Origin of the sequence: Halorarius halobius, assembly GCF_024298865.1 — an archaeon.
In the GTDB taxonomy this organism is placed as follows: domain Archaea; phylum Halobacteriota; class Halobacteria; order Halobacteriales; family Haloarculaceae; genus Halorarius; species Halorarius halobius.
In genome coordinates, this window is the sequence record NZ_CP101161.1 from 750,217 (window position 1) to 775,530 (window position 25,314).

Below are 25,314 nucleotides of genomic sequence, written 5' to 3' on the forward strand. Positions count from 1 at the left end.
CGAAAGGGATTCCGCCGATTCCAGCCGCGTCAGGCGGTTTGCCAGCCGGTCACACGCCTCGCGCCCGGTCACGAGCGGGAGAGTCGTCCCACGTCCGCGAGCACCGCACTCGCCGTCTCCGGGCCACCAGCGCCCCGTCCCGAGAGGTTCAACCGGCCGGCGTGCTCGGTTTCGAGTTGGACGATGTTGCGCGTGCCGGTGACCGCCAGCGTCCCCCGCTCGGGGACCAGCCGCGGTCCGACCGACACCTCGCCGTCGGCTACCTCGCCGATGAGCCGCACCGTCCGTCCGTCCTCGGCGGCGAGTTCGAGCGCGCTCCCCGGAATCGACTCGATGCCCTCGACGTCGGCGTCGGCCAGCGTGTACTCCTCGTCGTACAGGAGGTTGGCGACGATGACGCATTTGAGCGCGGCGTCGGTCCCCTGCACGTCGAAGGAGGGGTCCGCCTCCGCGACGCCGAGGTCCTGCGCCTCCGCGAGGACGTGCTCGTAGTCGAGTCCCTCGGCGGCCATCCGCGAGAGCACGAAGTTTGCGGTCCCGTTCAACACGCCCCGGACCGCAGTGACGTGCTGGGCGCCCACGTCGGTGATGGTCGACAGCGCCGGAATCGCGCCCGCGACGGTCGCCTCCATCAGCACCTCGCCCGCCGACTCGCGTTCGAGCGCGCGCACGTCGGCGTACCGCTCGGCGACGGGCCCCTTGTTGGCGAGGACGACGTGGCGGTCGCGCTCCAGGGCCGCCCGGACGTGGGAGAAGCCGGGTTCGGCGTCGCCCAGCGTCGTCGGCGTCGCCTCCACCAGGGCGTCGTACTCGGCGTCGAGCGCGGCGTCGGGGGCGGCGCTCCCGACGCTCCCCTCGCGCGATTTCCGGTCGAGGACCGCGTCGACATCGAGCCCCGCGGCGTCGACGGCCGCGCCCGACGAGTCGGCCAGCGCGGTGACGGTGTGGCCGTACTCGCCCGCGAGTTCGGCGACGCTGGTGCCGACGGCACCGGCGCCGACGACGGCCAGCCGCATCAGGCGTCACCCCCGGCGAGCGGCGCGATGACCTGCAACGACTTCTCGTCGGCCACCTCGCGGACCGTGGCGACGGCCCGCTCGACGCCGCCCTGCTGGGCGACGAGTCGGATGCGCGCGGCCGACACCTCGTCGGTGCCGTCGGGCGCCGACAGCGACACGTCCGCGACCGACGCCTGACCGCAGTCCTGGATGCGCGAGAGCGTATCCGAGAGGTCCGTGTCGACCAGATGCCCGGTCAACACGACCGTCACCTCCTCGCTGTAGCGTTCGGTGCCCGCCTGGACGACGTTGACGCCGGCGTCGCGGAGCGCCTCGACGATGACGTCGAACCGGTCGGGCGTCGCTTCGAGGTCCACCTCGACGGGGATGTGGCCCCGCGGTGTGAGGTTGCCGCGCTCGTGGAAGATGGACAGCAGGTTCCCGCCGTTGTCGGCGATGGGTTCGAGCGCGCGCAACAGCTCACCGGGCTCGTCGACGAGCTCCAGCCGCACGGTGTAGGCGTGGACGGCGTCGCTCACGGGTCGGCCACCTCGGTCATTACCGTGGACGAGCGGGCCAGCGGCTAAAAGGGTGCGGTCGCTCGCAAAAGCCGCCCCGCAGTCGCGCACGGGGGACCGTCCCACGCCGCGGGCCGCTCACGGCCCGGTCCACGAGCCGAAAGTGGCTTTTCGGTGCCCCGTGCATCTCACGCCGGACATGCCAGTTCTACCACTCCAGATGGGCATTCCCGGCGGCCCGGAACTGCTCATCATCCTGCTCATCGGCCTCCTCCTGATTGCGTTGCCCGCGTACTTCGTCTACAATGACGCGACGAAGCGGAACAACGACAACGCCGCCCTGTGGACCGTGGCAACCGTCCTCGGCGGCCTCGTGGGGAACATCTTCGGTGCGCTCCTCGTCGTCATCCTGTATCTCATCATCGGCCGGGAGTGACGGCGGACGCCCCCGCCCCCTGGTCGGAGAACCGCCGGCGAGCGGTTCGCCCCCGCGTCAGTCCGCCCAGTCGGGCCGCGGGACGTTCGTCGACCCCAACCGCCCGTAGAACGACTCGTACGCGTAGCGGGTGCGCTCGCCGTCGTCGACGGCGACGAACTCGTAGGTGACGTACCGGACGATACCGTCGTCGCCGATGACGAACGTCGCTGAGCCCTCGGTGACGTTGCCGGGCACGGCCGCGCCGAGGTGGCGGCCGCTCGCCTCCAGCCGGTACAGCGTCACGCCGTTGCGCGTCTGGTTGCCGACGAACCGCCACGCCGACCGGTCGATGACGCCCGTCGCGATGCTACCGATGTCGAGCGCCAGCGTCGTGTTGACCGGCTCGACCTCCCCCTCGTACGGTTCGGTATCCTTCTCGACGGTGGCGTTCCGACCGCCGGTCCGTTCCTGGCGACGTTGCCACGTCGTCTCCTCGGCGGTGTACGTCGAGACGACGGGGAACAGTTCGTCCTCCCCGTCGTCGTACTCGTAGGTGAACACCTGGACGCTGTACTCGCGAGCGTCCTGCAGGTCCATCACGTAGCTGATGTTGACGTGCCGGGTGTACCCCTCGCCGTCGACGGTCAGGTTCGACCGCGAGGTGTAGTTGCCGACCGCCGCCAGCCGGAAGTAGTGAGTACGGTTTAGCTCCCGTCCGTCGAAGCTGTACCGCTGTGTCCGGTTCTCGATGGGGGTCAGCGTCGCCGTCGGCGACGGCGAGTCCGTGGCGGTGGGTCCGTCGGTCGACCCGTCCGGCGTCGGCGTGGGCCCGTCCGTCGGCGTCGCCGTCCCTGCGGGAGTAGTGTTCGGTGTCGGCGTCGCCGCGGGGCCGGAGCCGCCGCCGAACGCGAAGAACCCGATCCCGGCGGCGGCGACCACCGCCGCGAGTGCCAAGAAAGCGGCCTGTTCTCGCTCCATCGACGGCGATTGAAAAGCCCGCCACTTATCTCTGCTGAACGTTACAACACTCGGAACGTTTTCCCGCGCGTCAGCCGAGCCAGTCGCGGAGGACCGCGCCGAAGCCGGCCGCACCGATGCAGAACGACAGAAGCCCGCCGATGCCGGTGAGCGTGAGACCGCCGTTGAGCGCCGCCGCGACCACCAGCGGCTTCGTCCAGCCGTCCTCGCGGCCGACGAACCGCTCGGCGATGGCGAGGTACGCGATGGCCGCGCCGACGGCCCAGACGACGACCGCGACGACGGCCAGCGGCACCGCGAACAGGATGCCGACGACGGTGATGGCGAGCACGACGGTCACGAGCACGACGAACAGCAACGAGACGAGCCCGTAGAGGAACGAGCCGACGGGTTCGTCGACCACCGCCCCCATCATCCGCTCGGTGTAGTCGGGGGCGACGGCGACCAGTATCGCCCCGACGACGAGCGTGGTGACGAACGCTCCGACAGCGCTCCCGACCAGGCTGGTACCCGTTCCCACGTCGGGCGCGGGCTGGACCTGCTGGAGCGCGACGAGAAGGTGGGCCGCGTGCATGAGCGGTCACTCGACGGCGGGGCTGAAAAGCGCTCGCCACGTCGAACGAGGTGCCTGCTCCGCCACCACGCAGTTCACCGGAGCCGACCGAAGGGAGGCTCCGGGACCAAGGGCCGACTACCGCTGACCGAACGAAGTGAGGTCAGCGACAGGAGGCTCGCAGTGTCTTTTTCCGCCAGTTTTTGCCGGCGCGCGAAGCGCGCCGTGCAAAAAGTGGATTAGAAGTAGTCGACCTGCTCGGGCAGTTCGAGCTTCATGCCCTTGCGCTCGCGGATCTCCGTGATGATGTCGGGCTGGAGGTTGTCCGCCAGCACGCGGAAGCCGGCGTTCTCGGTGTTCCACGAGGCGCGGCCCTCGGTCGCCGAGCGGATGTCCGACGAGAAGCCGATCATCTCGTCAACGGGTGCGATGCCCTCGACGACCATGAGGTCGCCCTCCTGGTACATGTCGTCGACGCGGCCACGGCGCCCCTGGATTTCGCCGGAGGCGGCACCCATGTGCTCGTTGGGCACGTCGATGCGGACTTCCTGAATCGGCTCCAGCAGTTTGATCTGGGCGTCCATCAGCGCGGTGTGGACCGCGTCGCGCACGGCCGGAATGACCTGCGCCGGACCGCGGTGGATGGCGTCCTCGTGGAGCCGCGCGTCGTGCAGACGCAGGAGCGACCCCTGCACCGGCTCGGCGGCCAGCGGCCCGTCGTCGAGCGACTCCTGGAGCCCCTCGATGACGAGTTCCATCGTCTCGTTGAGATGCTGGATACCCTTCGTGTCGTCGATGAGGATGTTCGAGCCGTGGATGTGCTCGACGTTCTGGGCGGTGTCCTTGTCCATGCCGGCCTCCATCAGCGCCTCGCGGCGCTCGAGTTCCGGCATGTCCATGGAGGCCTCCCCGAGCTTCAGCGTCTCGACGAGGTCCTCCGACAGCGGCTCGACGGACATGTAGAACCGGTTGTGGCGGTTCGGCGAGATGCCCTCGACCTCGCGGGAGGCGTCGGTGGGGGACTCGCGGTAGACGACGATGGGTTCGCCCGTCGTGACGGGGATGCCCTGGTTGCGCTCGATGCGCTGGGTCTGGACCTCGAGGTGGAGTTCGCCCTGCCCGGAGATGAGGTGCTCGCCGGTGTCCTCGTTGATCTCGATGGAGATGGTGGGGTCCTCCTTGGAGACCTGCCGCAGGGTCTCGATGAGCTTCGGCAGGTCGTCCATGTTCTTCGCCTCGATGGACTTCGTGATGACCGGCTCGGAGATGTGCTCGATGGACTCGAACGGCGTCATCTCCACCGACGAGACGGTGGAGCCGGCGATGGCGTCTTTCAGGCCCGTCACCGCGGCGATGTTGCCGGCGGGGACGCGCTCGACCTCCTCGCGCTCGCCGCCCATGTAGATGCCGACGCTCTGGACGCGGTTGGTGCCGGCCGTCCCGGAGACGTGGAGCTCCTGCCCTTTCTCCAGGGTGCCGGAGAACACGCGGCCGGCGGCGATTTCGCCGGCGTGGGGGTCGATGCCGATGTCGGTGACCATCAGGACGACCTCGCCGTCGTCGTCGACGTCGCGCATCTGGTGGGCCAGGTCGGAGTCCGCGTCCCCGCGCCAGATGCGCGGGATACGGCGGGGCTGGGCGTCGATGGGGTCCGGGAAGTGCTCACAGACCATGTCGAGCACGACGTCGGACAGGGGCGTCCGCTCGTGGAGTTCCTGCCGGTCGTCGTTGCGCTCGAGTTCGATGATGTCGCCGAAGTCCATCCCGGTGCGCTGCATCGAGGGCATCGAGATGCCCCACTTGTACAGCGCCGACCCCATGCCGACGGTGCCGTCCTGGATGGAGACGGTCCAGTCGTCGACGTCGTCCATCTCCTCGGTCATCCCCCGAATCAGTTCGTTGACGTCGCGGATGACCGCCTGGAGCCGCTCCTGCATCTCCTGGGGCCCTTCCTGGAGTTCGGAGATGAGGCGGTCGACCTTGTTGATGAACAGCGCGGGCTTGACGCCCTCGCGAAGCGCCTGCCGCAGGACGGTCTCCGTCTGGGGCATCGCGCCCTCGACCGCGTCCACCACGACGAGCGCGCCGTCGACGGCCCGCATCGCGCGGGTCACGTCGCCGCCGAAGTCGACGTGGCCGGGCGTGTCGATGAGGTTGATGAGGTGGTTCTGGTCCTCGTACTCGTGGGTCATCGAGACGTTGGCGGCGTCGATGGTGATGCCGCGCTCCTGCTCGTCCTCCTCGGTGTCCATCGCCAGCTGTTGGCCGGCGGTCTCGTCGGAGATCATGCCCGCGCCAGCGAGCAGGTTGTCGGTCAGCGTCGTCTTGCCGTGGTCGACGTGAGCCGCGATGGCGATGTTCCGGATCTGCTCCGGTTTGTCCATCAGCGTCTCACACTCCTGTACGATTTTCTTGCGTCGGCCCATTATACAGGCCGCTAACCACAGCAACGACAAAGGGGTTGTGTTTCACCGCGGCCGAAACCGGACGAACCCGTGAGAACGCGGCGCATACGGAGGGTTCCAGCGCGCTCGGGCGTCAGGCGGACTTCCCGGCGTCCGCCTCGCCGGCGTGGTGCTCCCGCAGATACTCGTAGGCCCACCGGACGCGTTTGAACGCCTCCTCGCTACCCCCGTGGTCGGGGTGGGCGTCCTTCACCTGCTCGCGGTACGCCGCTCGAATTTCCTCGGGCGAAGCGTCGCGGTCGACGCCCAGCACCTCGCGGGCTTCCGTCTCCCGGGGCGCAACGAACTGGACGTTGCCGCCCGCGTGACTCCCGGCGGCGGTCGCGCCGCCCCGGTCACGGGTGCGGCGCTCGCGGCCCGCCGTGGTCCCGCCGGGGCCGTCCGTCGGGTCGAACCCGTCGGCCGCGTCGGAGCCGCCCGGGTCGCCGCCCTCGGTCCAGAACGGGTCGTCGAACGGCCAGTCGTCGGGGTCGTCCCAGTCGTCGCGTGGTTCGTGGGTGACACGGCCCGTCGCCTCTCGGTCGATACGGGCCCCCTCGGTGCCGACGGTGCCGTCGTCGTTGGGTTCGACGCCGACGCGGGTGTACACGTCCGCGACGATGCGCTCGCGGGCGCGGGTCCAGCAGGCGTAGCCGCCGCCCGCGAGCGCGAGCGCGACGGCGAACAGCGGCGGGAAGGAGAGCGCGAACACGCCGACGAGGACGGCCACGGCTGACAGTAGCGCGGACGCCCCGAACAGCAACCACCCGCGGTTCACGGGCGAACTACGACCCCTCGCGCTGTAAATCCCTCCCTGCGGACGCCGCGCGTCTGACGCGACGGGCGCCGACCGCCGGAGGGGGCCGGCCGTGCCGGGGGCACAACACTCAAACGTGCCACAACCGTGGTAACGGTAAGCATGGAGGTGCGCGTGAAGGGGCGTGGGCCGTCGGAGCCGTTTCTCTCCGCCCGCGACGTGTTCGAGACAGAGCGCGACGTGTCCCTACCCGTCGAGGTGGAGGTGCGCGAGGACCCCGACGAGCGGACGCTGACCGGCCACTACGACGACCACCACGTGCTAGTGATGAGCCGACAGGCCGCCACGAGCGCGATGGCGCGCGAACTCGCCATCCACGAGTTCGCCCACATGGCCCGCTACGAGGAGGGCCACCCCTCCCACACGATGCAGACGGAGGAGGCGCTGTTTCTCGCGCTGGCGGGCCGCTCCGTCGAGCGCCGGAAACTGTCCCACTGCTATCAGATAGCCAACCACATGAAGGACATCTACGCCGACGACATCACGCTCGCGGTGGCGCCGGCGGACAAACTCGTCTCCTTCATGGAGTCGTCGCTCGCGGCCGCGGTCGCGGACCGACCCGCGGCCGCGCCCGACGAGTGGACCCACCTGACTGCGGGCGCCGACCCGGAGATAACGGCCGTGAACGCGGCGTTCGCGCTCGCCCTGCTGGAACGGCACGACGCCATCGAGGACGGGCACAGACTGTACGAGTTGGCCCGCGTGGCCGCCGCCGACGCGCCCGGCGTGGCGTTCGACGGGTTCCGGCGCCGGTTCCGGTCGCTGGCGCGTGACACCGACGAGTCGGAGTACCGGAAGGCGCTCGTCGACGCCACCCGCGAGTACGTGCTCGACGGCGCGAGCGGGCCGCAGGCGGCCGACTGACCGCCGGGCGCGTTTCAATACCCTTTAGGTCGCGCATCGTCACGGTTCCCGTATGGCAGACTTCCAGATCGTCGTCGGCGACCCTGACGACGGTGCCACGTACGACTTCGACGTGGAGGGACAGGACGCGAACCGGTTCATCGGCAAGGCCATCGGCGAGGAGGTCGACGGCGGTGCCGTCGGGCTCGACGGCTACACGCTCGAGCTCACCGGCGGGTCGGACGTCTCCGGCCGGCCGATGCGGGGCGACGTGAGCGGCACCGGCACCGAGGCCATCCTCGCCTCCGCCGGCACGGGGTTCAACCCCACCCGCGACGGCGAGCGCCGGCGGGTCACCGTCCGCGGCAAGGAGGTCTCCGACGAGACCCGTCAGATCAACGCGAAGATCGTCGCCCGCGGCGACGAGTCGCCCGAGTCCCTGCTTGGCGACGGCGAGGACGACGAGGACGACGAGTAACGCTTTCTTCGCTTCCATGCCGGATTCCGTCTCCAGCGACGCCGTCGACACCGTCCGGGCCACGCTGGCCCGCGCCGGCCGCACCGACCGCCCGAAGGTGACACTGCCAGACGACGCCCGCGACCGCTTCCCGACCGACGAGGTCGTCCGGGTCGCGCTCGACGGGCGGACCCGCTACGCCCGCATCGAGCGTGCGCTCGACGACACGCTCGAACTCCGGGGCGCGTACGCCAACGCCCGCCAGGCCCGCGAGGCGGACGGCGAGAATCACCTGCTGGACTGGGTCGACGCGACCGGCCTCGACTTCGAGCGCACCGTCCACGTCGACGTGGTCGACGAAGGGTCGATGTACGGCCTGCGTGCGCCCGGCGAGCGGGCCGTCTACACCGTCCCCGACGAGACCGACGAGTCGCTGTCCGACATCGCCCGACAGGTGGAGGAGGGCCAATGACGACCACTCCACGCGAGGCGTTCCTCGCCGGCGACCGACCCGACGACATCCTCGTGTTCCTCTCGGAGGACGCGGTCGGCAACCCGGATGCGCTCGGCGGCGTCGCCGAGGCGGTCGAGGGCGGCGTCGTGCTCGTGATGCCCGGCGACCGGGGACGCTCCACGTTCGAGCAGGCGACGGGCATCGACCCGATGGACTTCGCGGGCGTGGCGATGCAGACTGACGGCCACGTCGACCGCGACTGCGCCGGCGGGGACTGTCCCGCGACGGAGGCCGGAGCACACGACGTGAAGTTCGTGTTCGCGTTCGCCGAGGAGCAGAACGAGGAGGTCGGGGGCCTGTACGCGGAGGGCGACGTGATTCACGCGTACGCGTCGTGTTCCTGCGGGGAGACGTACTCCGACAAGTGGGTCGTCGACGACAGCGACTGACACGCCCCCGCGAGATTTTTAGGCGGACGGCGACTCGCTCCGACGATGAGCGAGGTGGACCGCGAGGACGTCGCCGGGATGGTCCGGGCCTGCCGCCCCGACTGGACGCTCCACGAGTTCGAGGAGAGCGAGTTCGGCACCGACTTCGTCGCGTTCGTCGACTGCGAGACGCCCGACGGGACGCGAGAGGCCGTCCTGAAGGCGACGACGGCCGACTTCGTCGCGCCCGAGGTGGCCCGCGCCGAACCGCGACTGTTCGAGCAGGTCGGCCGGAAAACGTCGATTCCCGTCCCCGCGGTGTACGGCTACCTCGACGCCCACGACGAGTACCCCGCGCCGTTCTACCTCGTCGAGCGCCGTCCCGGCGAGAACCTCGAAGGACGGGTCGACGACCTGTCGCCGGAGGCTCGCGACCGGGTGGTTCGCAACGCGGGCGCGAACATCGCCGAGTTGCACGAGATGGGCCGCCTCACGCGCGTCGGGACGGTCGGGACCCGACACGGCGAACTCGCGGTGCTCGACGGCGAACACGGTCCAGTCGACGACTTCCGCGAGTGGTTCCGCGCCGGCGTCGAGGACACCCTCGACGCGCTCCCCGACGGCGGCTTCTTCCCCGAGATGGCCGACGACGCCGACCGGTTCGCGGACCTCGTCGACCCCCTGCGCGAGGAACTGGACGCGCGCATCGCGGCGCTCCCGGAGCCAGACCCGCCGCACTACTGCCACTGGGACTACCGCTACGGCAACCTGCTGGTCGACCCCGAGACGGGCGAGACCCACGCGGTGCTCGACTGGGCGAACCTCTCGGCGACGGACCCCGCGTACAACCTCGCCGCGGTGGAGTCGCACCTGTTCGACCCCGAGCGCGACGGCGCCGAGCGGGCGGGAGAGCTCCGGGCGCTGTTCCGCGACGCCTACGAGGCGGGCCGCGACGACTGGGCGTTCACCCCGGCCGTCGAGCAGCGCATCGAGACGTACCTGCTGGCGAAGCGCGTCGACGCGATGGCGTGTCTCCCGCTATGGCTGGAGGACGCAAGCGCCGAAGCGAAACGCGAGCGGGAGCGGGAGCACCGCGCGTTCCTCGACCGGTATCTGTGACCGTCAGAGGAGCCGCCCGAGGACACCGAGCAGGAACACCACGCCCAGGACGATGAGGAAGGCGCCGAGGCGCCGGGCGTGGCGTCGGTGTCTCGCGGCCGCCTCCTCCGGGCGCTGTTGCCACTCCGTCGCGGACCCGAGCGGGCGGAGCGACGCGGGCCTGTACCGCCAGTACGCCCCGACGACGACGAAGAAGAGGCCGGCGAGCAGACCGGTCACGGTTCCGGTCGACACGGTCGGGGCGTATCGACGCGCCCGGTAAATACTTTCCGCGGCTGGTCGGCCGACATCGACCTCGGGGGCGGTGGTCGACGCTGTCGGTCAGTCCGAGGCCTCGCTCTCCTCGGGGAGCCGCCGGAATGCGTCGACGATGGCCTGCTTCGCCACCGCGCCGTGGGTCGTCCAGTGGTGGGCGTAGTCGAGCATGTCGTCGTACACGTCGGGTTTACAGCCGGCGGCTTTCGGGTGGCCGCCGCCGTTGACCTGCGCGGCCACCTCGTGACACCGCTCGAACGCGTCGGTGCCCCGCAGGGAGGCGGAGCCGGCCGGCTTGACGATGACCGACGCGTCCGCGCCCTGCTCGCGGAGCGCCTCGGCCACCTCGTTCTGGGAACAGCGGCCGTACGTGACGCCGACGGCGACGCCGTCCACGTCGCGTATCTCGGCGCGGTCGATGGCCTTCTCGACGAGCGCCTCCTTCTCGACGCGTCGCTCGGCGAGGAACGCCTGCACGTCGTCGGGCAGGTCAGCGCCGTGCTCGCGGACCACCTCGACGTACGCCTCCGGCTCCTCCCAGTGGGCGTAGTCCGCCAGGTCGTCCGAGCGGGGGTCCTCCTGGAGCCAGAGGTCGTGGTCGCGGGTGACGGCCGCGAGTTCCGCGAACCGGTCGTCGAACTCGTACGCGAGCGAGCGGAGCGTCACGTCGGCGGTACACTCCTCGTCGGAGTCGCCGACCACCAACTCGACGCCGGCCTCGCGGACCCGTTCGGCGTGTTCCTCGCCCCACTGGTGGTGGTCGAACCACGAGACGCGGCCCGCGCGCTCGACCAGGTCGTCGAGGCCCGCGAGGTCGTCCCGCTCGTCGGGACAGAGGTCACAGATGAAGGCGTCGGCGCCCTCATCGAGATACTCCGCGAGGTAGCCGACCGCCTCGTCGAGTTCGTGCGGGCCGGCGGGGACGAGCGCCGCCTCGCCGCGCGCCTCCCGCAGGAGAGCGACGCAGGCGAGGCCGTCCGCGTCCGGGTCCGCGACCACGACGGTCCCGGCGCCCTCGATGGCCTCCCGCGCCTCGCGCTCGTCGCGCTCGGCGTCGAACGAGTCGGGCGTGAAGAACCCCTCGCCCGGGAGCACCGACTTCCGCTCGATGGAGAGCCGGTCGTCGTCGATGAGCCAGTCGTCCATACCCGTCGGAGGGCGTCGCCGGGGAAGTAAGCCCCGGTACGCCGCGGCGCTCGCGGCTGGCGTCGCCGCGTCACGCGCCCGCCGACTCCAGTTGCCGGACGGTCAACACGGGCACTGGACAGGTCCGGACGACGTGCTCCGCGACCGACCCGAGCAGGAAGGAGTGTTCGCCGTCGCGGCCCCGCGTGCCGGTGGCGACCACGTCGGCGTCCACCTCCCGGGCGTACGCCGTGATTTTGTTGGCCGGGCGCCCCTCCCGAACGGCCGTCGTCACGTCGCCGGCCGCGCTCGATTCGACCGCGTCGAGCGCCTCCTCGGCCTGGTCGCCCAGCGCGCGCTCAACCTCCCCGCCGACGTCCTCGGGGAGTCCCTCGTACCGCGAGCGGTCGACGACGTACAGCGCGTGAACCGCGGCGTCGAACCTCTCGGCGAGGTCCAGCGCCGTGTCGACGGCCCGCCTGCCGCTCTCAGAGCCGTCCGTAGCGATGACCACCGTCTCGAACATGTCCGGCGGTTCCACCGGCGGGGGTAAAAAGTCGCGCCTCTCAGGGGGAGACCAGCACCGTCGCTCCCTCGGGTTCCAGCACCGACACCGCCGCGCCGTCCTCGGCGCGCAGTTCCTCGCGCACGTCGACCGCCGCCGCCGGAACGGCGAGGTCGTCGCCGTCCACCTCGACGCGCACCTCGCCGTGGCTGTCGAGCGCGGCCTCGACCTCTGTGGGGGCCATCGCCTCGAGCGCGTCGACCACGTCCCCTGCGCGCTCGCGGAACTCGGGACCGACGACGGAATGGTCCACCTCGACGTCGACGGGGACGAGTTCCAGCGACGGCCGCCCCGTCTCGACGTAGACGGGCGCGTTGACCGCGTTTGCGAGGTCGTAGGTGTCCGGCGTGGGCCCCTCCTCCGGCGGGTCGTCGAGGTACAGTTCCACCCGCGAGAGGTCCGCGTTCAGCGCGACGCCCTCGTCGGATTTCCAGCCCCGGACCGCCGCGGCGACCCGGGCGACGAGGCCGCCCCGGTCGGCCGCCCGCTCGTCGACCGCCGGCGGGTCGGGCCACTCGCTCTCGTGAACGCTCCCCGCGACGGGGAGATGGTCGTACGCCTCCTCGGTGACGAACGGCGCGAACGGCGCGAGCATCCGGAGCGACGCTGTGAGCGCCACGAGCAGAGCGTGCCGGCCGGCGTCGCGCTCGCCCGGTCGTCCCTCGTAGAGCCGGCCCTTCACGAGTTCGAGGTAGTCGTCCGCGAGGTCACCCCAGACGAACTCGCGGACCGTCCGGAGCGCCGCGTCGAACCGGTAGTCTTCCACGTGGGCGGCCACCTCCTCGGCGGTGTCGCTCGCCCGCCGGAGTATCCACGCGTCGGCGTCGCGGTACGCCGGGGCGTCGATGTCCGGCGTCCGCTCGTCGACGTGCTGTGCCGCGAACGCGGTGACGTTCCACAGTTTGTTCCCGAACCGGGCGGCGCTCGTCACCTCCTTGGGCTGAAACTGCACGTCCGCGCCCGGCCGACCAGCCAGCGCGAGCGCTTGCCGGAACGCGTCGGCGCCGTGCTCCTCGACCACGTCCTCGGGCTGGACGAAGTTGTCCCGGGATTTCGACATCTTGTGGCCGTCTTCGCCGAACACCATCCCGTTGACGAGTGCGACCTCCCACGGCTTCGCGTCCGCGAGCGCGTCGGTCCGCAACAGGGTGTAGAACGCCCACGTCCGGATGATGTCGTGGCCCTGCTCGCGGAGGTCGACCGGTTCGAACGCCTCGTCGGGCCACCCGCGGACGTACAGCGGCGAGATGGAGGAGTCCATCCACGTGTCCATCACGTCCGTCTCGCCGCGCCAGTCGCTCGCGCCGCAGTCAGGGCAGTCGACGCCCGGCGCCTCGTCGGTCGGGTCGACCGGCAGGTCGCTCTCTGCGGCGAGGTGCGTGTGCCCGCACGACTCGCAGAACCACGCCGGGATGGGCGTGGCGAACACCCGCTGTCTGCTGATGACCCAGTCCCACGCCATCCCCTCGGCCCACTCCTCGAGTCGGTCGTACATGTGGTCGGGCACCCACTCCACCTCGCGGGCGCGGTCGAGGACGGCGTCGGTGTCCACCTCGACGAACCACTGCTCGGTGCTGAGAATCTCGATGGGCGTGTCACAGCGCCAGCAGACGCCGACCTGCTGGTCGGTCGTCTCCGTGCCTCGGAGATGACCCGCCTCACGGAGCGCGTCGGCGACGGCCTCGTTCGCTTCCTCGACGGCGAGGCCGGCGAACTCGCCGGCGGCGTCGGTGAGGCGACCGTCCTCCGTCAGGACGGCCCGCAGGTCGAGGTCGTACCGTTGCCACCACGTCACGTCCTGCTTGTCGCCGAACGTGCAGACCATCACCGCGCCGGTGCCGAACTCGGCGTCGACGTCCTCGTCGGCGAGGACCTCGACCTGCTGGCCGAACAGCGGGACCTCGACGGTGTCGCCTGCGCGGTCGGCGTACGCCCCCTCGGGGTCGACGGCGACGGCGACGCAGGCCGGCAGGAGTTCGGGACGGGTCGTGGCGATGTCGACGCTGTCGGTCCCGTCCGCGCCGGGGAACCGAACCGTGTAGAGCGTCCCCTCGCGGTCGACCGTCTCGACTTCGGCGTCCGCGATGGCCGTCTCACAGCGGGGACACCAGTTGACGGGGTGCTCGTCGCGGTAGACCAACTCGTCGTCGGCCATCCGCAGGAACGACCGCTGTGTCTCGCCCCAGTAGTCGGGGTCCATCGTCCGGAACTCGTGGGTCCAGTCCTGCGAGAACCCCAGCAGGTCCATCGTCTCCGTCATCGACGCTATCTGGTCGTCGGTGTGCTCGATGCATAGCTCGCGGAACCGCTCGCGGGAGACCTCGGTGCGGTGGATGTCGTGGTTCTCCTCGACCTTGACCTCGGTGGGGAGACCGTGACAGTCCCACCCCTGCGGGAACAGCACGTCCTTCCCCCGGAGCCGGTGGTAGCGCGCGAGGAAGTCCATGTAACACCAGCCGAGGGCGTTGCCGACGTGGAGGTTGCCGGTCGGGTACGGCGGCGGCGTGTCGATGACGTAGTCCGGGCGCTCGTCGTCCTGGTAGGCGTAGAGGTCGCTCGATGCCCAGGCGTCGCGCCAGCGGGCCTCGGCGGCGTCTGGGTCGTAGGAGTCGGGGATGTCGCTCATGGGAGATGGGCGGGCACCACGGCCCGCTGGGGGGTTCGTCTGCTTGCGGCTCAGGCGGGTGCTGGACATAAGGGTTGGTGTGGTGGGAACGGGAGCGTGACCGACCCGAGACCGTCGGCGTCGTCGCCGACACCCGAAGCGCCGCCGTCGCAACCGCGGACCGCAACCCCTACCTGCCGGCCCCCGAACCCCCGCGTATGCAACTGGGCGTCATCGGACTCGGGCGGATGGGTCGCATCGTCGCGGACCGCGTGACCGAGGCGGGCCACGACGTGGTTGCGTTCGACGTGAGCGACGAGGCGCTTGCCGACGCCGCGGCGGCGGGCATCACCCCCGCCGACTCCATCCCGGACCTCGCGGAGCAGCTGGGCGAGGAGAAGCGTATCTGGCTGATGGTGCCGGCCGGCGACGCGGTCGACGCCGCGCTGGAGGAACTCGGTCCCTATCTCGACGGCGACGACGTGGTCGTCGACGGCGGCAACAGCCACTTCGAAGACTCCACCCGCCGCGCCGACGAGTGCGACGCCGCGTATCTCGACTGCGGTACCTCCGGTGGCCCCGCCGGCGCGGAGTTGGGGTTCTCGCTGATGGTCGGCGGCCCGGAGTGGGCCTACGAGGAACTCGAACCCGTCTTCGACGCCGTTGCCACCGGCCCTGAGGGCCACGACCGGATGGGACCGGCGGGGTCGGGCCACTACGTGAAGATGGTCCACAACGGCGTCGAGTACGCGCTGATGCAGGCGTACGGCGAGGGGTTCGAACTGCTCCACGAGGGCCGGTACGACCTCGATTTGGAGGCGGTGGCGCGGACGTGGAACAACGGTGCCGTCATCCGGTCGTGGCTCCTCGAGCTCTGCGAGGAGGCGTTCCGCGAGGAGGGGACCGACCTCGGCACCGTCGCGGACCACGTCGCAGGGGGGTCGACGGGGACGTGGACCGTCCAGGAGAGCCTCGAACAGGAGGTGGCGCTCCCGCTCATCTACGGGGCGCTCGCCGAGCGGTTCGACTCCCGGACGGAGGCGAAGTTCTCGCGGCGACTGGCGAACCGCCTGCGCTACGGGTTCGGCCGCCACGAGGTCCGCCGGACCGAGTGAGGTAGGCCGAGAGTACACCGCGACGGCGCTTCCGTCGGCGGCCGTTCCGCGCGGCCTACCTCCGTCCGCGGACGGCGAGTCGCCGCGCCGAACCCGGTAGGCGGTTAGTTACTTTTTGCGGGTTTCCCGCAGTCCGCCTACGGATGATAGCCGTAGCAGAACTGGAGGACATGTACGAGAACATGGTGACGGCGCGCCACTACGAGGAGCGCCTCGTCGAGGAGTATCTGGAGGGGAAACAGCCTTCCTTCGACATCTCCGCGGGGCCCATCCCGGGTGAACTCCACCTCGCGGCGGGCCACGAGGCGTCGGGCGCCGGCGTCTGCCAGCATCTCCACCCCGAGGACGCCGTCACCGCACCGCACCGACCACACCACGTCGCCATCGCCAAGGGGGTCGACCTGAAGCGGATGACCGCCGAGATATTCGGCCGCGAGACCGGACTCTGCCGCGGCAAGGGCGGCCACATGCATCTGTTCGACGACGCCGTCAACTTCGCGTGTAGCGGCATCATCGCGCAGGGCTGTCCGCCCGCCGTCGGCGCGGCGATGGCCGCGAAGAAGCGCAACGAGGACAGCGTGGCCGTGGCGTTCCTCGGCGAGGGTGCCATCGACCAGGGGGCGTTCCTGGAGTCGCTCAACATGGCGGCGGTCCACGAGTTGCCGGTGGTGTTCGTCATCGAGGACAACGACTGGGCCATCTCGATGCCGAAGGAGCGGGTGACCGACGTGCGCAACGGCGCGGACCGGGCCGGCGGGTTCGACATGCCGGGCACCCGCGTCGACTACGACGACGCCACCGCCGTCTACGAGGCCGCCGAGGAAGCCATCGAGCGCGCCCGACAGGGCGGGGGGCCGACGCTGATGGAGGTGCAGGTCCACCGCCGGATGGGCCACTTCATGGGCGACGCGGAGGGGTACCGGCCCGACGAGGACAAAGAGCGGGCCGAGCGACTCGACTCCATCGAGCGGTTGCGCAACGACCTGCGCGTGTCGGGCGTCGGCGCCGACCGGGTCGCAGAACTCCGCGAGCGAGCCGAGGAGCGCGTCGAGGAGGCCATCGAGTGGGCGAAGGACCAGCCTGAACCCGACCCCGAGACGGCGCTCGAGGACGTGTTCACGAACCCACCCGAGCGGGAGACGCCCGGTGCGCCGCTGGCGGCGGGCGGAGGTGACGACGAATGAGCCAGCAGGCCGCCGAGCGCGAGTTGACGATGAGTCGGGCGATGGTGTCGGCCATCGCCCACGAGATGCGCGAGGACGAGGAGGTGTTCTACATGGGCGAGGACGTCGCCGACTACGGCGGTATCTTCGACTCCACCGAGGGCTTGCTGGAGGAGTTCGGCCACGACCGGGTGATGGACGTGCCCATCTCCGAGACGGCGTACATGGGCGCGGCGGTCGGCGCCGCCCAGCAGGGGATGCGGCCCATCGCCGAGTTGATGTTCGTCGACTTCTTCGGCGTCTGCTTCGACCAGATATACAACCAGATGGCGAAGAACACGTACATGAGCGGCGGGGAGATGTCGGTCCCGATGGTGCTGACGACTGCCGTGGGCGGCACGTACAGCGACGCCGCCCAGCACTCCCAGACGCTGTACGGCACCTTCGCCCACATGCCCGGCATGAAGGTGGTCGTCCCGTCGACGGCGTACGACGCGAAGGGGCTGATGCACACCGCCGTCCGCGACGACGACCCCGTCGTCTACATGTTCCACAAGCGGCTGATGGGCATCGGCTGGATGCCCGCCCCCGAGGGACCGAAGACGCCCGTCCCCGACGAGGCCTACGAGGTGCCCATCGGCGAGGCCGACGTGAAACGCGAGGGCGAGGACGTGACCGTCGTCACCCACGGCCTGCACGTCCACCGGGCGCTAGCGGCCGCGGAGAGCCTCGACGACGTGGACCTCGAAGTGGTCGACCTGCGCTCGCTGGTCCCGCTGGACACGGAGACGATACTGGCGTCCGTCGAGAAGACCGGCCGCCTGCTCGTCGTCGACGAGGACTACCGCTCCTTCGGCGTCACCGGCGAGGTCATCGCCCGCGTCGCCGAGAGCGACACCCCGGTCGAGGCCGTCCACCGGGTGGCGATGCCGGACGTCCCCATCCCCTACGCCCGGCCGCTCGAACAGGCGGTCATCCCCGACACGGAGGACATCGAGGCGGCCGCCCGCGACCTGACGTGATGAGCGACGCCGACCTCGTTCCCGTCGACTCCGCCGCGGTGTGGCCCGAGGACGCGATGGACGTCGAGGAAGCCGTCGTCGCCAACTGGTTCGTCCGCGAGGGCGCCGTCGTCGAAGACGGCGAGACGCTGTGCGAGATACAGATAGAGAAGGTGAGCGTCGACGTACCCGCCCCCGCGTCGGGCGAGGTGGTGACGGTCCACCTCGGGGAAAACGAGGAGTTCCGGCGGGGCGACGCGCTGGCGAGCATCCGGCCGGGGTAGCCGGTCGGGGGCCGTAGTCGGATGGGACAATCGCAACGCTATTGAAGGCGCTTTCCCAACGCCTGAACATGGTAAGCACGCTGGGTATCGCGCTCGGGGTGACGCTCACGCTCGTCGTGGTGGCCCTGCACTTCACGAAGGGGACGGAGTACCCCATCCCGGACGACATCTCCCAGGAGGTGCTCGAACAGCGCGCCTCCTCGGTGCCGGAGACGGAGTTCCCCGAGCCGATGAACCGCTCCATCGGCGGTGGTGGCGTCGCCGCGGGTGCCGTCGCGGAGGGCGACACCGAGGGCGAACTCGCGGAGGGCGAGGAGGCCGCCGGTGACGACGACCCCGCCGCCATCCCGGACGACGAGGCCGAGACGTTCGAGGTGGAGTATCTCAAGGAGGGCGCCACCATCGAGGTCAAGGAGAACGAGACGCTTCTGGAGGCCGGCGAGGACGAGGGCTGGGACATGCCGTACGCCTGCCGCGAGGGGCAGTGCGTCTCCTGTGGCGGCCACATCACCGACGGCGGCAACTCCGAGCAGTACGTCAAACACCACACCCAGTCGATGCTCGGCGAGGAGGAACTCGAGGAGGGGTACACGCTCACCTGCGTCGCCTACCCCATCGACGACCTCTCGCTCGAGACCCGCGAGACGCCGTAACCCTCTCCTACTCGAAGTTCCACTCCCCGTCGACCGCGTGGACCGTGAGATACGTCCCGTCCGAGGACGCCCGCACGCGGTCGTGGACCTGCGCCCGGTCGAACGTCTTCCGCGTCGTGTTCACGTTGTAACAGCCTATCGGCTCCCCGTCGTCGGCCCACTTCGGCGAGCAGACGCCGACGACGTACCGGACCTCGTCGAACGCCGCGGAGAGGTCGGCCGCCAGCGCGTCCGACACCGTCGGGGTGTGTGGCGTCTCGAACCGGTCGACCCACTCGTCGTTCACGTGGCTCAGTTCCGGTCGGCCCCCGGGCGGGGAACTCAGCGTGACCCGGAGTATCGACTCGCCGTGTCGCGTCCCGTCGTCGGTGCGGACCCCTTCGATTGACTTCAGTTGCACGTAGCCGGGGACGCCACGGTCGAGCGCCGAACAGCCGGCGGTCGCCGCCAGCGAGGCGGTCCCGACGGTCCACAGGAGGGTTCGTCTGGAGGGCACGGTCCGGTGTCACGTCCCCGCGGTGGTAAACTCTTTTCGCCAATCTCCACTCGAAGTCACGCGGGGGAGGCCTCTGCGTGGGAACGTCCAGCACACGACCGTAACGAAGGTCACATATCGACCCGAAGCGTGCTGTGACTGTGCCCGAGTCCTCCACGGAGAGCAGCATCACCGAGGGAAGCCTCGCGCGGCCCCTGTTCACGCTGGCGTGGCCCATCGTGGTCACCCAGCTGTTGCAGGTCGCGTACAACATCGCCGACACCATCTGGCTCGGCCGGACGGCCGAACCCGCGGCGGCGGTGGGCGCGTTGAGCCTCGCGTTTCCCCTCATCTTCCTGCTGTTGTCCGTGGGCGGCGGGTTCACCGTCGCCGGGTCGACGCTCGTCGCCCAGTACACCGGCGCGGGCGGCGAGGAGTCGGCGGGGAAAGCCGCCGGGCAGACGGTCGCGTTCGTCACCGTGCTCGCGGTCGCGCTGGGCGTGCTCGGCTACCTGACGACCGAGCCGCTGCTGGGGCTGTTGCCGGCGGACGTGGAGACGGCCGCGCAGGTCATCCCGCTGGCCAGCGAGTACATGCGGGTGTTCTTCCTGGGGACGCCCTTCCTGTTCGGCTTCTTCGTGTTCTCGGCGCTGATGCGCGGCTACGGCAACACGCGGACGCCGATGCGCGTGATGTTCGTCACCGTCGTCCTCAACGTCGTGCTCGACCCCCTCTTTATCTTCGGCTGGCAGGTCGGCCCCGCGGTGACGCTGTTCGGCCACACGCTCGCGCTCGACTTCCCCGCGATGGGCGTGGAGGGCGCGGCGGTGGCGACGCTCATCTCGCGGGTCGTCGCCACCGGCATCGGCATGTACATCCTGTTCGGCCTGCGGGTCGGCCCGGACATCCGCCCCGAGCACCTGCGGCTGGAACTCGACTGGGTGAAACAGATAGTCGACATCGGCGCGCCCTCGGCGCTGGAGCAGTCGACGAGCGCGCTGGCGATGATAACCCTGACCGCGATGGTCGCCACGTTCGGGCCGCCGGTGGTCGCGGCCTACGGGCTGGGCAACCGGCTCATCTCGCTCGTCTTCCTGCCCGCGATGGGGCTGGGCCGGGCGACGAACACGATGGTCGGCCAGAACCTCGGCGCGGACAAGGCCGACCGCGCGGAGCGGGCGGTGAAACTCGCCGGCGGCGTCGGCGCGGCCGTGATGTTCGGCGTCGCGTTGGTGGCGCTGGCGTTCGCCGAACCCATCGTCAGCGTGTTCATCCAGTCGACGACGGCCGACGCCGCCCGCACCGTCGAGGAGGGGACTCGCTACCTCCGCATCCGCACCGTCGAGTTCGCGTTCATCGGCGTCCTCCAGGTGCTGCTCGGCGCGTACCGCGGCGCCGGCAACACGAAGACGGCGCTGGTGTTCTCGCTGACCGCGCTGTGGGTCGGTCGCGTCCCGACCGTCTACTACCTCGCGTTCGTCGCCGGCCTCGGCGCGACCGGCATCTGGTACGGGATGGCGCTGGGCAACATCGTCGGTGCCGTCGCCGCCGGCGCGTGGTTCACGCGCGGCACGTGGAAGCGGTCGGTGGTCGACACCGACGACGCCGGGGCCGAGGTCGGGCCCACGCCCGACGCCGAGGACTGACCGCGCGTGCGCTCGGCGGTCGCCGTCGCGTCGACGCCCGGCGTCGGGGGAGCGGGTCCCCCAGGAGTGGGCGTCGGCGTCTCGGTCGCGTTGCCCGCCGGAGTGGTGGCGGTCCCCTCGGGGGTGGCGGTCGCGTTCTCCGGCGGGGGCTCCGCGGCCGGTTCCGGCGGCGGGCGCGCGTCGCCGCTCACCAGGAACTCGGCGACGTAGCCGACGAGCGCCTCGTTGTCGGCGACCGCGTGGCGACCCTCCTGGATGAAGGTGCCGTCGCCGAGCGCGACGACGTTGCCCGACCGCACCGCGACCGGATACTGGCTCGCGGCCCCGGCGTTCGACAGGTGCGTGGTCGGCGGGGTCCGCAACAGGACCGTCGCGTTGCGCGCCTGTACCCGGGTCGCCGTGTAGAGTGCCACCCGGTCGAGATCGGGCGCCGTCGCCGCGTTCGTGGGGCGAGCGAGCACGTGCCGGAAGTTTCCGTCGTTCGTGGTCGTGTCGTAGAGGTAGCGGTTGCCGAACACGATGTCGTACTCGGCGGCGAGGTCGACCATCGCGGTCCGGCGGACGGTCAGCGAGGTGGTGAACACGCCGGTCGACACCTCGACGTGGTTCGGCTCCGCGACAAGCAGGACGCGGCCGCCGCGGTCGGTGAAGTTGCGGACGGCGTCCACCTCCTCGGCGGACAGCGAGACGCCGGGGTCGATGCGGACGTAGGCGTCGGCCTCGCGCAGTGCGTCGTCCAGGTCGTCGGTCGTCCGCACGTCGTGGCCGGCACGCACGAGCGCCAGCCGTAACTGCCTGACGTCCTCCTGGAGCACGCGGCTCGCGCTGTCGACGACGACGAGTTTCCGGTCGCTGGCGTTACGCGCGTACAGCGACCGGTTCACGGTGACGCGGCCGCGGGCCGGAATCGGCTCGGCGACGACCGACGCGGGCCGGTACTCACCGGGCGGCCGGTCGTCGGCCGCGTCGGTGTCGGTGTCGTACGGCGCCGGCGCGTCGAACACGGTCGCGCCGAACGCGGCCGCGGCGACGACGAACAGCGCGGCCCCGACGACGACGGCGACGCCGCCGGCGGCCGCCTCAGCCTCCATCGGCCACCACCGTCCGGGTCGGGGTCGCCGTCGCGTTCTCCCCGCCGGCGTACGCGCCGGCCCCGAGATAGCTACCCCGTCCGGGGTAGGCGTACTGCGGCGGGAGCATCAGGAACGTTCCGTACGCGGCCCCCGGCCCGCCGACGCCGGTGAGGTACGCGGGCGACCGGAGCCGCTTCGCGTCGGCGGCGCTGGCGACGAACGCCGCCCGCGAGACGAACGTCGTCGTCGCGTTCGGCCGGTACGTCTCGACCGCGTAGCCGTCCAGCCCCGCACGTTCGGCGGCGTGCGCGATTGCGGCCTGCGTGCCGCCGACGCGGTCGGCCACGCCGTTGCGGACCGCGACCGTCCCGGAGTAGACGCCCGCCTCGACGAGTTCCGCCCGCGTCAACGCGAGGTCGTCGCCGCGGCTCGCCATCACCGCGTTGGCGAACGCCCGCTTCAGCGTCTCCAGCGTGTACGTGAAGCCGCGCCGGCTGTCGGCCGAGAGCTTGTCCGGCCCCGTGGCGGCGACGACGTCGTTCGGCTGGACCTGCTGGGGGTACGGCGCGAGCACGCCGACGCTCCCGACGGTGGAGGCGGGTTTGACGTAGATGGCGTCACTCGGGAGGACCGTGTAGTACGCGCCCGACGCGGCGACGGCGTCGACGCTGGTCACCACCGGCTTGGCGGCGGCGAGCCGCTTCACCGCGAGATACTGCGACTCGCTGGCGGCGGCCGTCCCCCCGGGGCTGTTCACCAGCAGGACGACCGCCGCCACCGAGGGGTCCTGTCGGACCTGCTCGATGCGGGCCGTGAACGACGCCGCCGACGTGCCGTCGATTGCGCCCTCGAGCGTGACGACCGCCACCCGGTCCGGCGGCCGGTCGACCAGCGGGACGACGACCAGCGCCACCGCCGCGCCGACGAGCACGCCGACGGCCAGAAGCAGGACCACCCCGCGGGCGTCGCGCCGCTCGAACACCATGCCACCGAGTGCCATGACATCGGCCATAATACCCGCAGGCCGTTCGCCCCAGCGAACGAGCAGTAATCCGGGGTTACGAGCGGAAGCCGCCACCGTGCGCCGTGTTCCTCCCGTCGGCACCGGGCGGCGCGGTTCACAACGGTTATCACCGGGCCTCCGCTACGTCGGGATAGGAGCCCGTAGCTCAGTGGACAGAGTGCTTGGTTCCGGACCAAGATGTCGCGGGTTCAAATCCCGTCGGGCTCGTCCTTCTACTCCCCGATTTCCGGCCAATTGGAAGTGGCGCACAGCAGTGCGCTACGTCCGATTATCGCAGGATTAGCGATCTTCAGATTCGCGTCTGAAAATGACTTCGTTACGCCGCCTAACGCGGCCCCACGCTATCCTGCGATTGGTTCGGCCAACTCGGGGGGTGTGCCGTGACTCGACTCTCCCGCTACAGGCAGTATAACTGCCATTCTTGTGAGAAGCCGTGCATCAACCCCGCGGAGGAGCAGTTCGACGACGACCGTCGGGTGCGAGCGGTCGGGATTCGCGCGGACCGCAACGAACGAGGGCTCGGAGGAGGTGGTCGCGGACACGGGCGTGGCCGCGACAGAACGCTCCGGGCGGCGGGCCGGGGGCACCCGAATCAGTCCAGCGCGTACCGGCGGACCCCGTCGGTCTCGGTCACGTCGACGCGGCCCTCGTCCTCCAGCAGGTCGAGGTGGCCGATTATCTCCGACATCCCCGGGAACACCTCCGTCGCCGGCAGGTCGGGGAACAGTTCGCCCATGAGGTCGTAGGCGGTCGCCGTCCCCCGCTCGTCGATGAGGTCAGCGATATGCTCCTTGCGCTCGTGGTGGTGGTCGCGTATCTCGTCGATGCGGGCCGAGAGGTCGGAAACGTCGTCCCCGTGACCCGGACGGCCCACGTCGGCGTCGACTGCCTGGAGTCGGTCGAGCGCGTCCAGATACGCCGGGAGGCTCCGCGTGCGCTCGTCGTCGGTGCCGGGCGCGACCGTCAGAAGCGGGTTCGGCGAGATGTGGTCGAGGACGTGGTCGCCGGTGAACGCGACCGGACCCCTCTCGGCGACGAAACAGACCGACCCGGGTGCGTGCCCGGGCGTGTGGACCGCCCGGAGGTCGACGCCAGCGTCGACGGGGTCGTCGTCGGTCAGTTCGCGGTCGACCGCGAGCGGTTCCTGGTACTCCGTGTACGCGTCCGGGAGCGTAACGGCCGTCTCGACGACCTGCTCGGGGACGCCCATCGCAGTCAGGAACGGGCGGAACAGCGCCTGCTCGCGGTCGAGGTGGCCGTCCGGGTCGCGGAGTTGCCGCGTCGCGTCGCGGTGGGCGACGGCGGCCGCCCCCGAGACATCGACGACCCGGTTGGCGAGCCCGAAGTGGTCCATGTGCGGGTGGGTGATGAGCACCTGCTCGACGTCGGCGACGGCGTACCCGAGGTCCTCGAGTCCGGCCGCGAGCTCCTCGTAGGCGGCGTCGGTCGCCGGCCCGGGGTCGACCAGCGTCAGTGGGCCCCCGGCGAAGACGTAACAATTCACCCGCCCGACGTCGAACGGCGTCGGAATCTCGATGCGGTGAGCGTCGTCCATGCGACACCGTTCGCTCCCCGACGTAAAACCGGTGCGGCTACCGGAATCGGCGCGTCACACGCTCCTGAACACGCGGACCGTGTCGCGTTTCGTCGGCTCACGGAGCAGGTGAGCGGCGCCGAGCGACGAGAACACCGCCTTCCAGTCGCGGTGGAACAGCGGGAACTCGTCGTCGACGCGGCTCACCTCGTGGTCGTCGCGGCCGCGCCGCGGGCTGTTCCCCTCGTTCTCCGCGGTGACCAGCAGGTCCGACGTGACCCGAAGGCACTCCTCGAACACCTCGCTGTCGTCGGGGTGGACGTGCTGGAGCGTCTCCACCGAGTAGACGATGTCGAACGCGCCGTCGTCCAGTTCCGGGAGGAACTCCTCGAGGGGGGCCGTGTGGAACGTTCCGACGTCGGCCAGCCGGGGGTAGTGGTCGGCCATCACCGCGAACGACTCGTCGTTGAGGTCGACCCCGGTGAGGTCCTCGTAGCCGGCCCGCCGCAGGCGTTCGAGGTGGCGACCGGAGCTACAGCCCAACTCGAGCACCGCGGCGTCCTCGTCGACGTAGTGGTCGAACACCGCCGCCAGCGTCTCGCTCACCTCGTTCGGGCCGAGCTGTGCGTAGTACTCCGGACTGTACGCGCCGGAGCGCTCGGCCCACCCGCGGCGGTTCTCGTCGGGGTCCATGCTCGACGCGACGGGGTCCACGGTCATATGCTCGGCGGGCGACGGTCGCGAGCGCGGATACGCTCCGGTTACCCCG

General features: G+C 70.5%; 26 protein-coding genes, 1 tRNA gene and 1 pseudogene. 13 read left to right on the forward strand and 15 right to left on the reverse strand.

Features of this window, described 5'->3' with window-relative positions:
* Window positions 1–68: 68 nt before the first annotated feature.
* Window positions 69–1,016 (reverse strand): homoserine dehydrogenase, encoded by a 948-nt coding sequence (locus tag NL112_RS04000; RefSeq protein WP_255151344.1) that lies wholly within the window; start codon window positions 1,014–1,016, stop codon window positions 69–71.
* Window positions 1,016–1,537, reverse strand: coding sequence for an amino acid-binding protein (locus tag NL112_RS04005; protein WP_255151345.1), 522 nt, complete (start codon window positions 1,535–1,537; stop codon window positions 1,016–1,018). The genes NL112_RS04000 and NL112_RS04005 overlap by 1 nt, the downstream gene beginning before the upstream one ends.
* Window positions 1,538–1,715: 178 nt before the next feature.
* On the opposite strand from NL112_RS04005, the gene NL112_RS04010 reads away from it, so the two are divergent.
* The gene (locus NL112_RS04010) at window positions 1,716–1,952 is read left to right on the forward strand and encodes a hypothetical protein (protein ID WP_255151346.1); all 237 of its coding nucleotides are present in this window, start codon (window positions 1,716–1,718) and stop codon (window positions 1,950–1,952) included.
* Window positions 1,953–2,009: 57 nt separating this feature from the next.
* Here the strand turns inward: NL112_RS04010 and NL112_RS04015 are convergent, their stop codons facing one another.
* The 4 genes from NL112_RS04015 to NL112_RS04030 form a co-directional block, all read right to left on the reverse strand.
* Window positions 2,010–2,912 (reverse strand): DUF7537 family lipoprotein, encoded by a 903-nt coding sequence (locus NL112_RS04015; protein ID WP_255151347.1) that lies wholly within the window; start codon window positions 2,910–2,912, stop codon window positions 2,010–2,012.
* Between the two features lie 70 nt (window positions 2,913–2,982).
* Window positions 2,983–3,486, reverse strand: coding sequence for a DUF8173 domain-containing protein (locus NL112_RS04020; RefSeq protein ID WP_255151348.1), 504 nt, complete (start codon window positions 3,484–3,486; stop codon window positions 2,983–2,985).
* Between the two features lie 218 nt (window positions 3,487–3,704).
* Window positions 3,705–5,891: an elongation factor EF-2 gene (locus NL112_RS04025; protein ID WP_255151349.1), complete on the reverse strand. Its 2,187-nt coding sequence runs from the start codon at window positions 5,889–5,891 to the stop codon at window positions 3,705–3,707.
* 112 nt (window positions 5,892–6,003) lie between these two features.
* On the reverse strand, window positions 6,004–6,687 hold the full coding sequence (locus NL112_RS04030) for a J domain-containing protein (RefSeq protein ID WP_255151350.1): 684 nt from the start codon (window positions 6,685–6,687) through the stop codon (window positions 6,004–6,006).
* Between the two features lie 141 nt (window positions 6,688–6,828).
* On the opposite strand from NL112_RS04030, the gene NL112_RS04035 reads away from it, so the two are divergent.
* The 5 genes from NL112_RS04035 to NL112_RS04055 are packed head-to-tail and all read left to right on the forward strand — an operon-like array spanning window position 6,829 to window position 10,027.
* Complete coding sequence (locus tag NL112_RS04035) at window positions 6,829–7,590, forward strand: DUF5781 family protein (RefSeq protein ID WP_255151351.1); 762 nt, start codon at window positions 6,829–6,831, stop codon at window positions 7,588–7,590.
* A 52-nt stretch (window positions 7,591–7,642) separates the two neighbouring features.
* The gene (locus NL112_RS04040) at window positions 7,643–8,047 is read left to right on the forward strand and encodes a 30S ribosomal protein S6e (protein WP_255151352.1); all 405 of its coding nucleotides are present in this window, start codon (window positions 7,643–7,645) and stop codon (window positions 8,045–8,047) included.
* A 16-nt stretch (window positions 8,048–8,063) separates the two neighbouring features.
* On the forward strand, window positions 8,064–8,498 hold the full coding sequence (locus NL112_RS04045) for a DUF7112 family protein (protein ID WP_255151353.1): 435 nt from the start codon (window positions 8,064–8,066) through the stop codon (window positions 8,496–8,498).
* Window positions 8,495–8,929 (forward strand): DUF5807 family protein, encoded by a 435-nt coding sequence (locus tag NL112_RS04050; protein WP_255151354.1) that lies wholly within the window; start codon window positions 8,495–8,497, stop codon window positions 8,927–8,929. Before NL112_RS04045 ends, NL112_RS04050 begins: the two co-directional genes overlap by 4 nt.
* Before the next feature lie 45 nt (window positions 8,930–8,974).
* Complete coding sequence (locus tag NL112_RS04055; protein ID WP_255151355.1) at window positions 8,975–10,027, forward strand: phosphotransferase family protein; 1,053 nt, start codon at window positions 8,975–8,977, stop codon at window positions 10,025–10,027.
* Window positions 10,028–10,030: 3 nt separating this feature from the next.
* Here NL112_RS04055 and NL112_RS04060 read toward each other — a convergent pair whose 3' ends face one another.
* The 4 genes from NL112_RS04060 to NL112_RS04075 form a co-directional block, all read right to left on the reverse strand.
* Window positions 10,031–10,261, reverse strand: a complete 231-nt coding sequence (locus NL112_RS04060) for a hypothetical protein (RefSeq protein WP_255151356.1) — start codon at window positions 10,259–10,261, stop codon at window positions 10,031–10,033.
* 87 nt (window positions 10,262–10,348) lie between these two features.
* The gene (locus tag NL112_RS04065; protein ID WP_255151357.1) at window positions 10,349–11,428 is read right to left on the reverse strand and encodes a DHH family phosphoesterase; all 1,080 of its coding nucleotides are present in this window, start codon (window positions 11,426–11,428) and stop codon (window positions 10,349–10,351) included.
* Between the two features lie 70 nt (window positions 11,429–11,498).
* Window positions 11,499–11,933, reverse strand: coding sequence for a universal stress protein (locus NL112_RS04070; RefSeq protein ID WP_255151358.1), 435 nt, complete (start codon window positions 11,931–11,933; stop codon window positions 11,499–11,501).
* A 40-nt stretch (window positions 11,934–11,973) separates the two neighbouring features.
* Window positions 11,974–14,598 (reverse strand): valine--tRNA ligase, encoded by a 2,625-nt coding sequence (locus tag NL112_RS04075; RefSeq protein WP_255151359.1) that lies wholly within the window; start codon window positions 14,596–14,598, stop codon window positions 11,974–11,976.
* Between the two features lie 197 nt (window positions 14,599–14,795).
* Between NL112_RS04075 and gnd the strand changes: the two genes are divergently transcribed.
* From gnd to NL112_RS04100, 5 genes are all read left to right on the forward strand, one after another.
* Window positions 14,796–15,692 (forward strand): phosphogluconate dehydrogenase (NAD(+)-dependent, decarboxylating), encoded by an 897-nt coding sequence (gnd, locus tag NL112_RS04080; protein ID WP_255152634.1) that lies wholly within the window; start codon window positions 14,796–14,798, stop codon window positions 15,690–15,692.
* Between the two features lie 170 nt (window positions 15,693–15,862).
* A complete protein-coding gene (locus NL112_RS04085) occupies window positions 15,863–16,876 on the forward strand; it encodes a thiamine pyrophosphate-dependent dehydrogenase E1 component subunit alpha (protein ID WP_350356187.1) in 1,014 nt (337 codons plus the stop codon).
* Entirely contained in the window at window positions 16,873–17,877 is a 1,005-nt protein-coding gene (locus NL112_RS04090; RefSeq protein WP_255151361.1) for an alpha-ketoacid dehydrogenase subunit beta, read from the forward strand. Before NL112_RS04085 ends, NL112_RS04090 begins: the two co-directional genes overlap by 4 nt.
* Window positions 17,877–18,140: a lipoyl domain-containing protein gene (locus tag NL112_RS04095; protein WP_255151362.1), complete on the forward strand. Its 264-nt coding sequence runs from the start codon at window positions 17,877–17,879 to the stop codon at window positions 18,138–18,140. The genes NL112_RS04090 and NL112_RS04095 overlap by 1 nt, the downstream gene beginning before the upstream one ends.
* A gap of 68 nt (window positions 18,141–18,208) precedes the next feature.
* Window positions 18,209–18,793, forward strand: coding sequence for a 2Fe-2S iron-sulfur cluster-binding protein (locus NL112_RS04100; protein WP_255151363.1), 585 nt, complete (start codon window positions 18,209–18,211; stop codon window positions 18,791–18,793).
* A 7-nt stretch (window positions 18,794–18,800) separates the two neighbouring features.
* On the opposite strand, the gene NL112_RS04105 is transcribed toward NL112_RS04100, so the two are convergent.
* Complete coding sequence (locus NL112_RS04105; protein WP_255151364.1) at window positions 18,801–19,289, reverse strand: hypothetical protein; 489 nt, start codon at window positions 19,287–19,289, stop codon at window positions 18,801–18,803.
* A 134-nt stretch (window positions 19,290–19,423) separates the two neighbouring features.
* Here NL112_RS04105 and NL112_RS04110 point away from each other — a divergent pair, with 134 nt between their 5' ends.
* Window positions 19,424–20,914 carry an MATE family efflux transporter gene (locus NL112_RS04110; protein WP_350356149.1) on the forward strand — a complete coding sequence of 497 codons (1,491 nt, stop codon included), beginning with the start codon at window positions 19,424–19,426 and terminating at the stop codon, window positions 20,912–20,914.
* 227 nt (window positions 20,915–21,141) lie between these two features.
* Here NL112_RS04110 and NL112_RS22870 read toward each other — a convergent pair.
* Together NL112_RS22870 and NL112_RS04120 are read right to left on the reverse strand one after the other, a co-directional pair.
* Window positions 21,142–22,005, reverse strand: a pseudogene (locus NL112_RS22870) (DUF4350 domain-containing protein); the annotation flags it as partial.
* Window positions 21,995–22,999 (reverse strand): S49 family peptidase, encoded by a 1,005-nt coding sequence (locus tag NL112_RS04120; RefSeq protein WP_255151366.1) that lies wholly within the window; start codon window positions 22,997–22,999, stop codon window positions 21,995–21,997. The gene NL112_RS04120 and the pseudogene NL112_RS22870, both read right to left, overlap by 11 nt.
* Before the next feature lie 146 nt (window positions 23,000–23,145).
* Here NL112_RS04120 and NL112_RS04125 point away from each other — a divergent pair.
* Window positions 23,146–23,218, forward strand: a tRNA-Arg gene (locus NL112_RS04125).
* A gap of 385 nt (window positions 23,219–23,603) precedes the next feature.
* On the opposite strand, the gene NL112_RS04130 is transcribed toward NL112_RS04125, so the two are convergent.
* Together NL112_RS04130 and NL112_RS04135 are read right to left on the reverse strand one after the other, a co-directional pair.
* Window positions 23,604–24,566 (reverse strand): MBL fold metallo-hydrolase, encoded by a 963-nt coding sequence (locus NL112_RS04130; RefSeq protein ID WP_255151367.1) that lies wholly within the window; start codon window positions 24,564–24,566, stop codon window positions 23,604–23,606.
* Between the two features lie 54 nt (window positions 24,567–24,620).
* Window positions 24,621–25,238 carry a class I SAM-dependent methyltransferase gene (locus tag NL112_RS04135; RefSeq protein ID WP_255152635.1) on the reverse strand — a complete coding sequence of 206 codons (618 nt, stop codon included), beginning with the start codon at window positions 25,236–25,238 and terminating at the stop codon, window positions 24,621–24,623.
* Between the last annotated feature and the right edge of the window lie 76 nt (window positions 25,239–25,314).

Coding starts and splice junctions, on each gene's coding strand:
- NL112_RS04000 (WP_255151344.1), bottom strand. CDS start 1,016: ATGCGGCTGGCCGTCGTCGGCGCCGGTGCCGTCGGCACCAGCGTCGCC.
- NL112_RS04010 (WP_255151346.1), top strand. CDS start 1,716: ATGCCAGTTCTACCACTCCAGATGGGCATTCCCGGCGGCCCGGAACTG.
- NL112_RS04015 (WP_255151347.1), bottom strand. CDS start 2,912: ATGGAGCGAGAACAGGCCGCTTTCTTGGCACTCGCGGCGGTGGTCGCC.
- NL112_RS04020 (WP_255151348.1), bottom strand. CDS start 3,486: ATGCACGCGGCCCACCTTCTCGTCGCGCTCCAGCAGGTCCAGCCCGCG.
- NL112_RS04025 (WP_255151349.1), bottom strand. CDS start 5,891: ATGGGCCGACGCAAGAAAATCGTACAGGAGTGTGAGACGCTGATGGAC.
- NL112_RS04035 (WP_255151351.1), top strand. CDS start 6,829: ATGGAGGTGCGCGTGAAGGGGCGTGGGCCGTCGGAGCCGTTTCTCTCC.
- NL112_RS04040 (WP_255151352.1), top strand. CDS start 7,643: ATGGCAGACTTCCAGATCGTCGTCGGCGACCCTGACGACGGTGCCACG.
- NL112_RS04045 (WP_255151353.1), top strand. CDS start 8,064: ATGCCGGATTCCGTCTCCAGCGACGCCGTCGACACCGTCCGGGCCACG.
- NL112_RS04050 (WP_255151354.1), top strand. CDS start 8,495: ATGACGACCACTCCACGCGAGGCGTTCCTCGCCGGCGACCGACCCGAC.
- NL112_RS04055 (WP_255151355.1), top strand. CDS start 8,975: ATGAGCGAGGTGGACCGCGAGGACGTCGCCGGGATGGTCCGGGCCTGC.
- NL112_RS04065 (WP_255151357.1), bottom strand. CDS start 11,428: ATGGACGACTGGCTCATCGACGACGACCGGCTCTCCATCGAGCGGAAG.
- NL112_RS04070 (WP_255151358.1), bottom strand. CDS start 11,933: ATGTTCGAGACGGTGGTCATCGCTACGGACGGCTCTGAGAGCGGCAGG.
- NL112_RS04075 (WP_255151359.1), bottom strand. CDS start 14,598: ATGAGCGACATCCCCGACTCCTACGACCCAGACGCCGCCGAGGCCCGC.
- gnd (WP_255152634.1), top strand. CDS start 14,796: ATGCAACTGGGCGTCATCGGACTCGGGCGGATGGGTCGCATCGTCGCG.
- NL112_RS04085 (WP_350356187.1), top strand. CDS start 15,863: ATGTACGAGAACATGGTGACGGCGCGCCACTACGAGGAGCGCCTCGTC.
- NL112_RS04090 (WP_255151361.1), top strand. CDS start 16,873: ATGAGCCAGCAGGCCGCCGAGCGCGAGTTGACGATGAGTCGGGCGATG.
- NL112_RS04095 (WP_255151362.1), top strand. CDS start 17,877: ATGAGCGACGCCGACCTCGTTCCCGTCGACTCCGCCGCGGTGTGGCCC.
- NL112_RS04100 (WP_255151363.1), top strand. CDS start 18,209: ATGGTAAGCACGCTGGGTATCGCGCTCGGGGTGACGCTCACGCTCGTC.
- NL112_RS04120 (WP_255151366.1), bottom strand. CDS start 22,999: ATGGCCGATGTCATGGCACTCGGTGGCATGGTGTTCGAGCGGCGCGAC.
- NL112_RS04130 (WP_255151367.1), bottom strand. CDS start 24,566: ATGGACGACGCTCACCGCATCGAGATTCCGACGCCGTTCGACGTCGGG.
- NL112_RS04135 (WP_255152635.1), bottom strand. CDS start 25,238: ATGGACCCCGACGAGAACCGCCGCGGGTGGGCCGAGCGCTCCGGCGCG.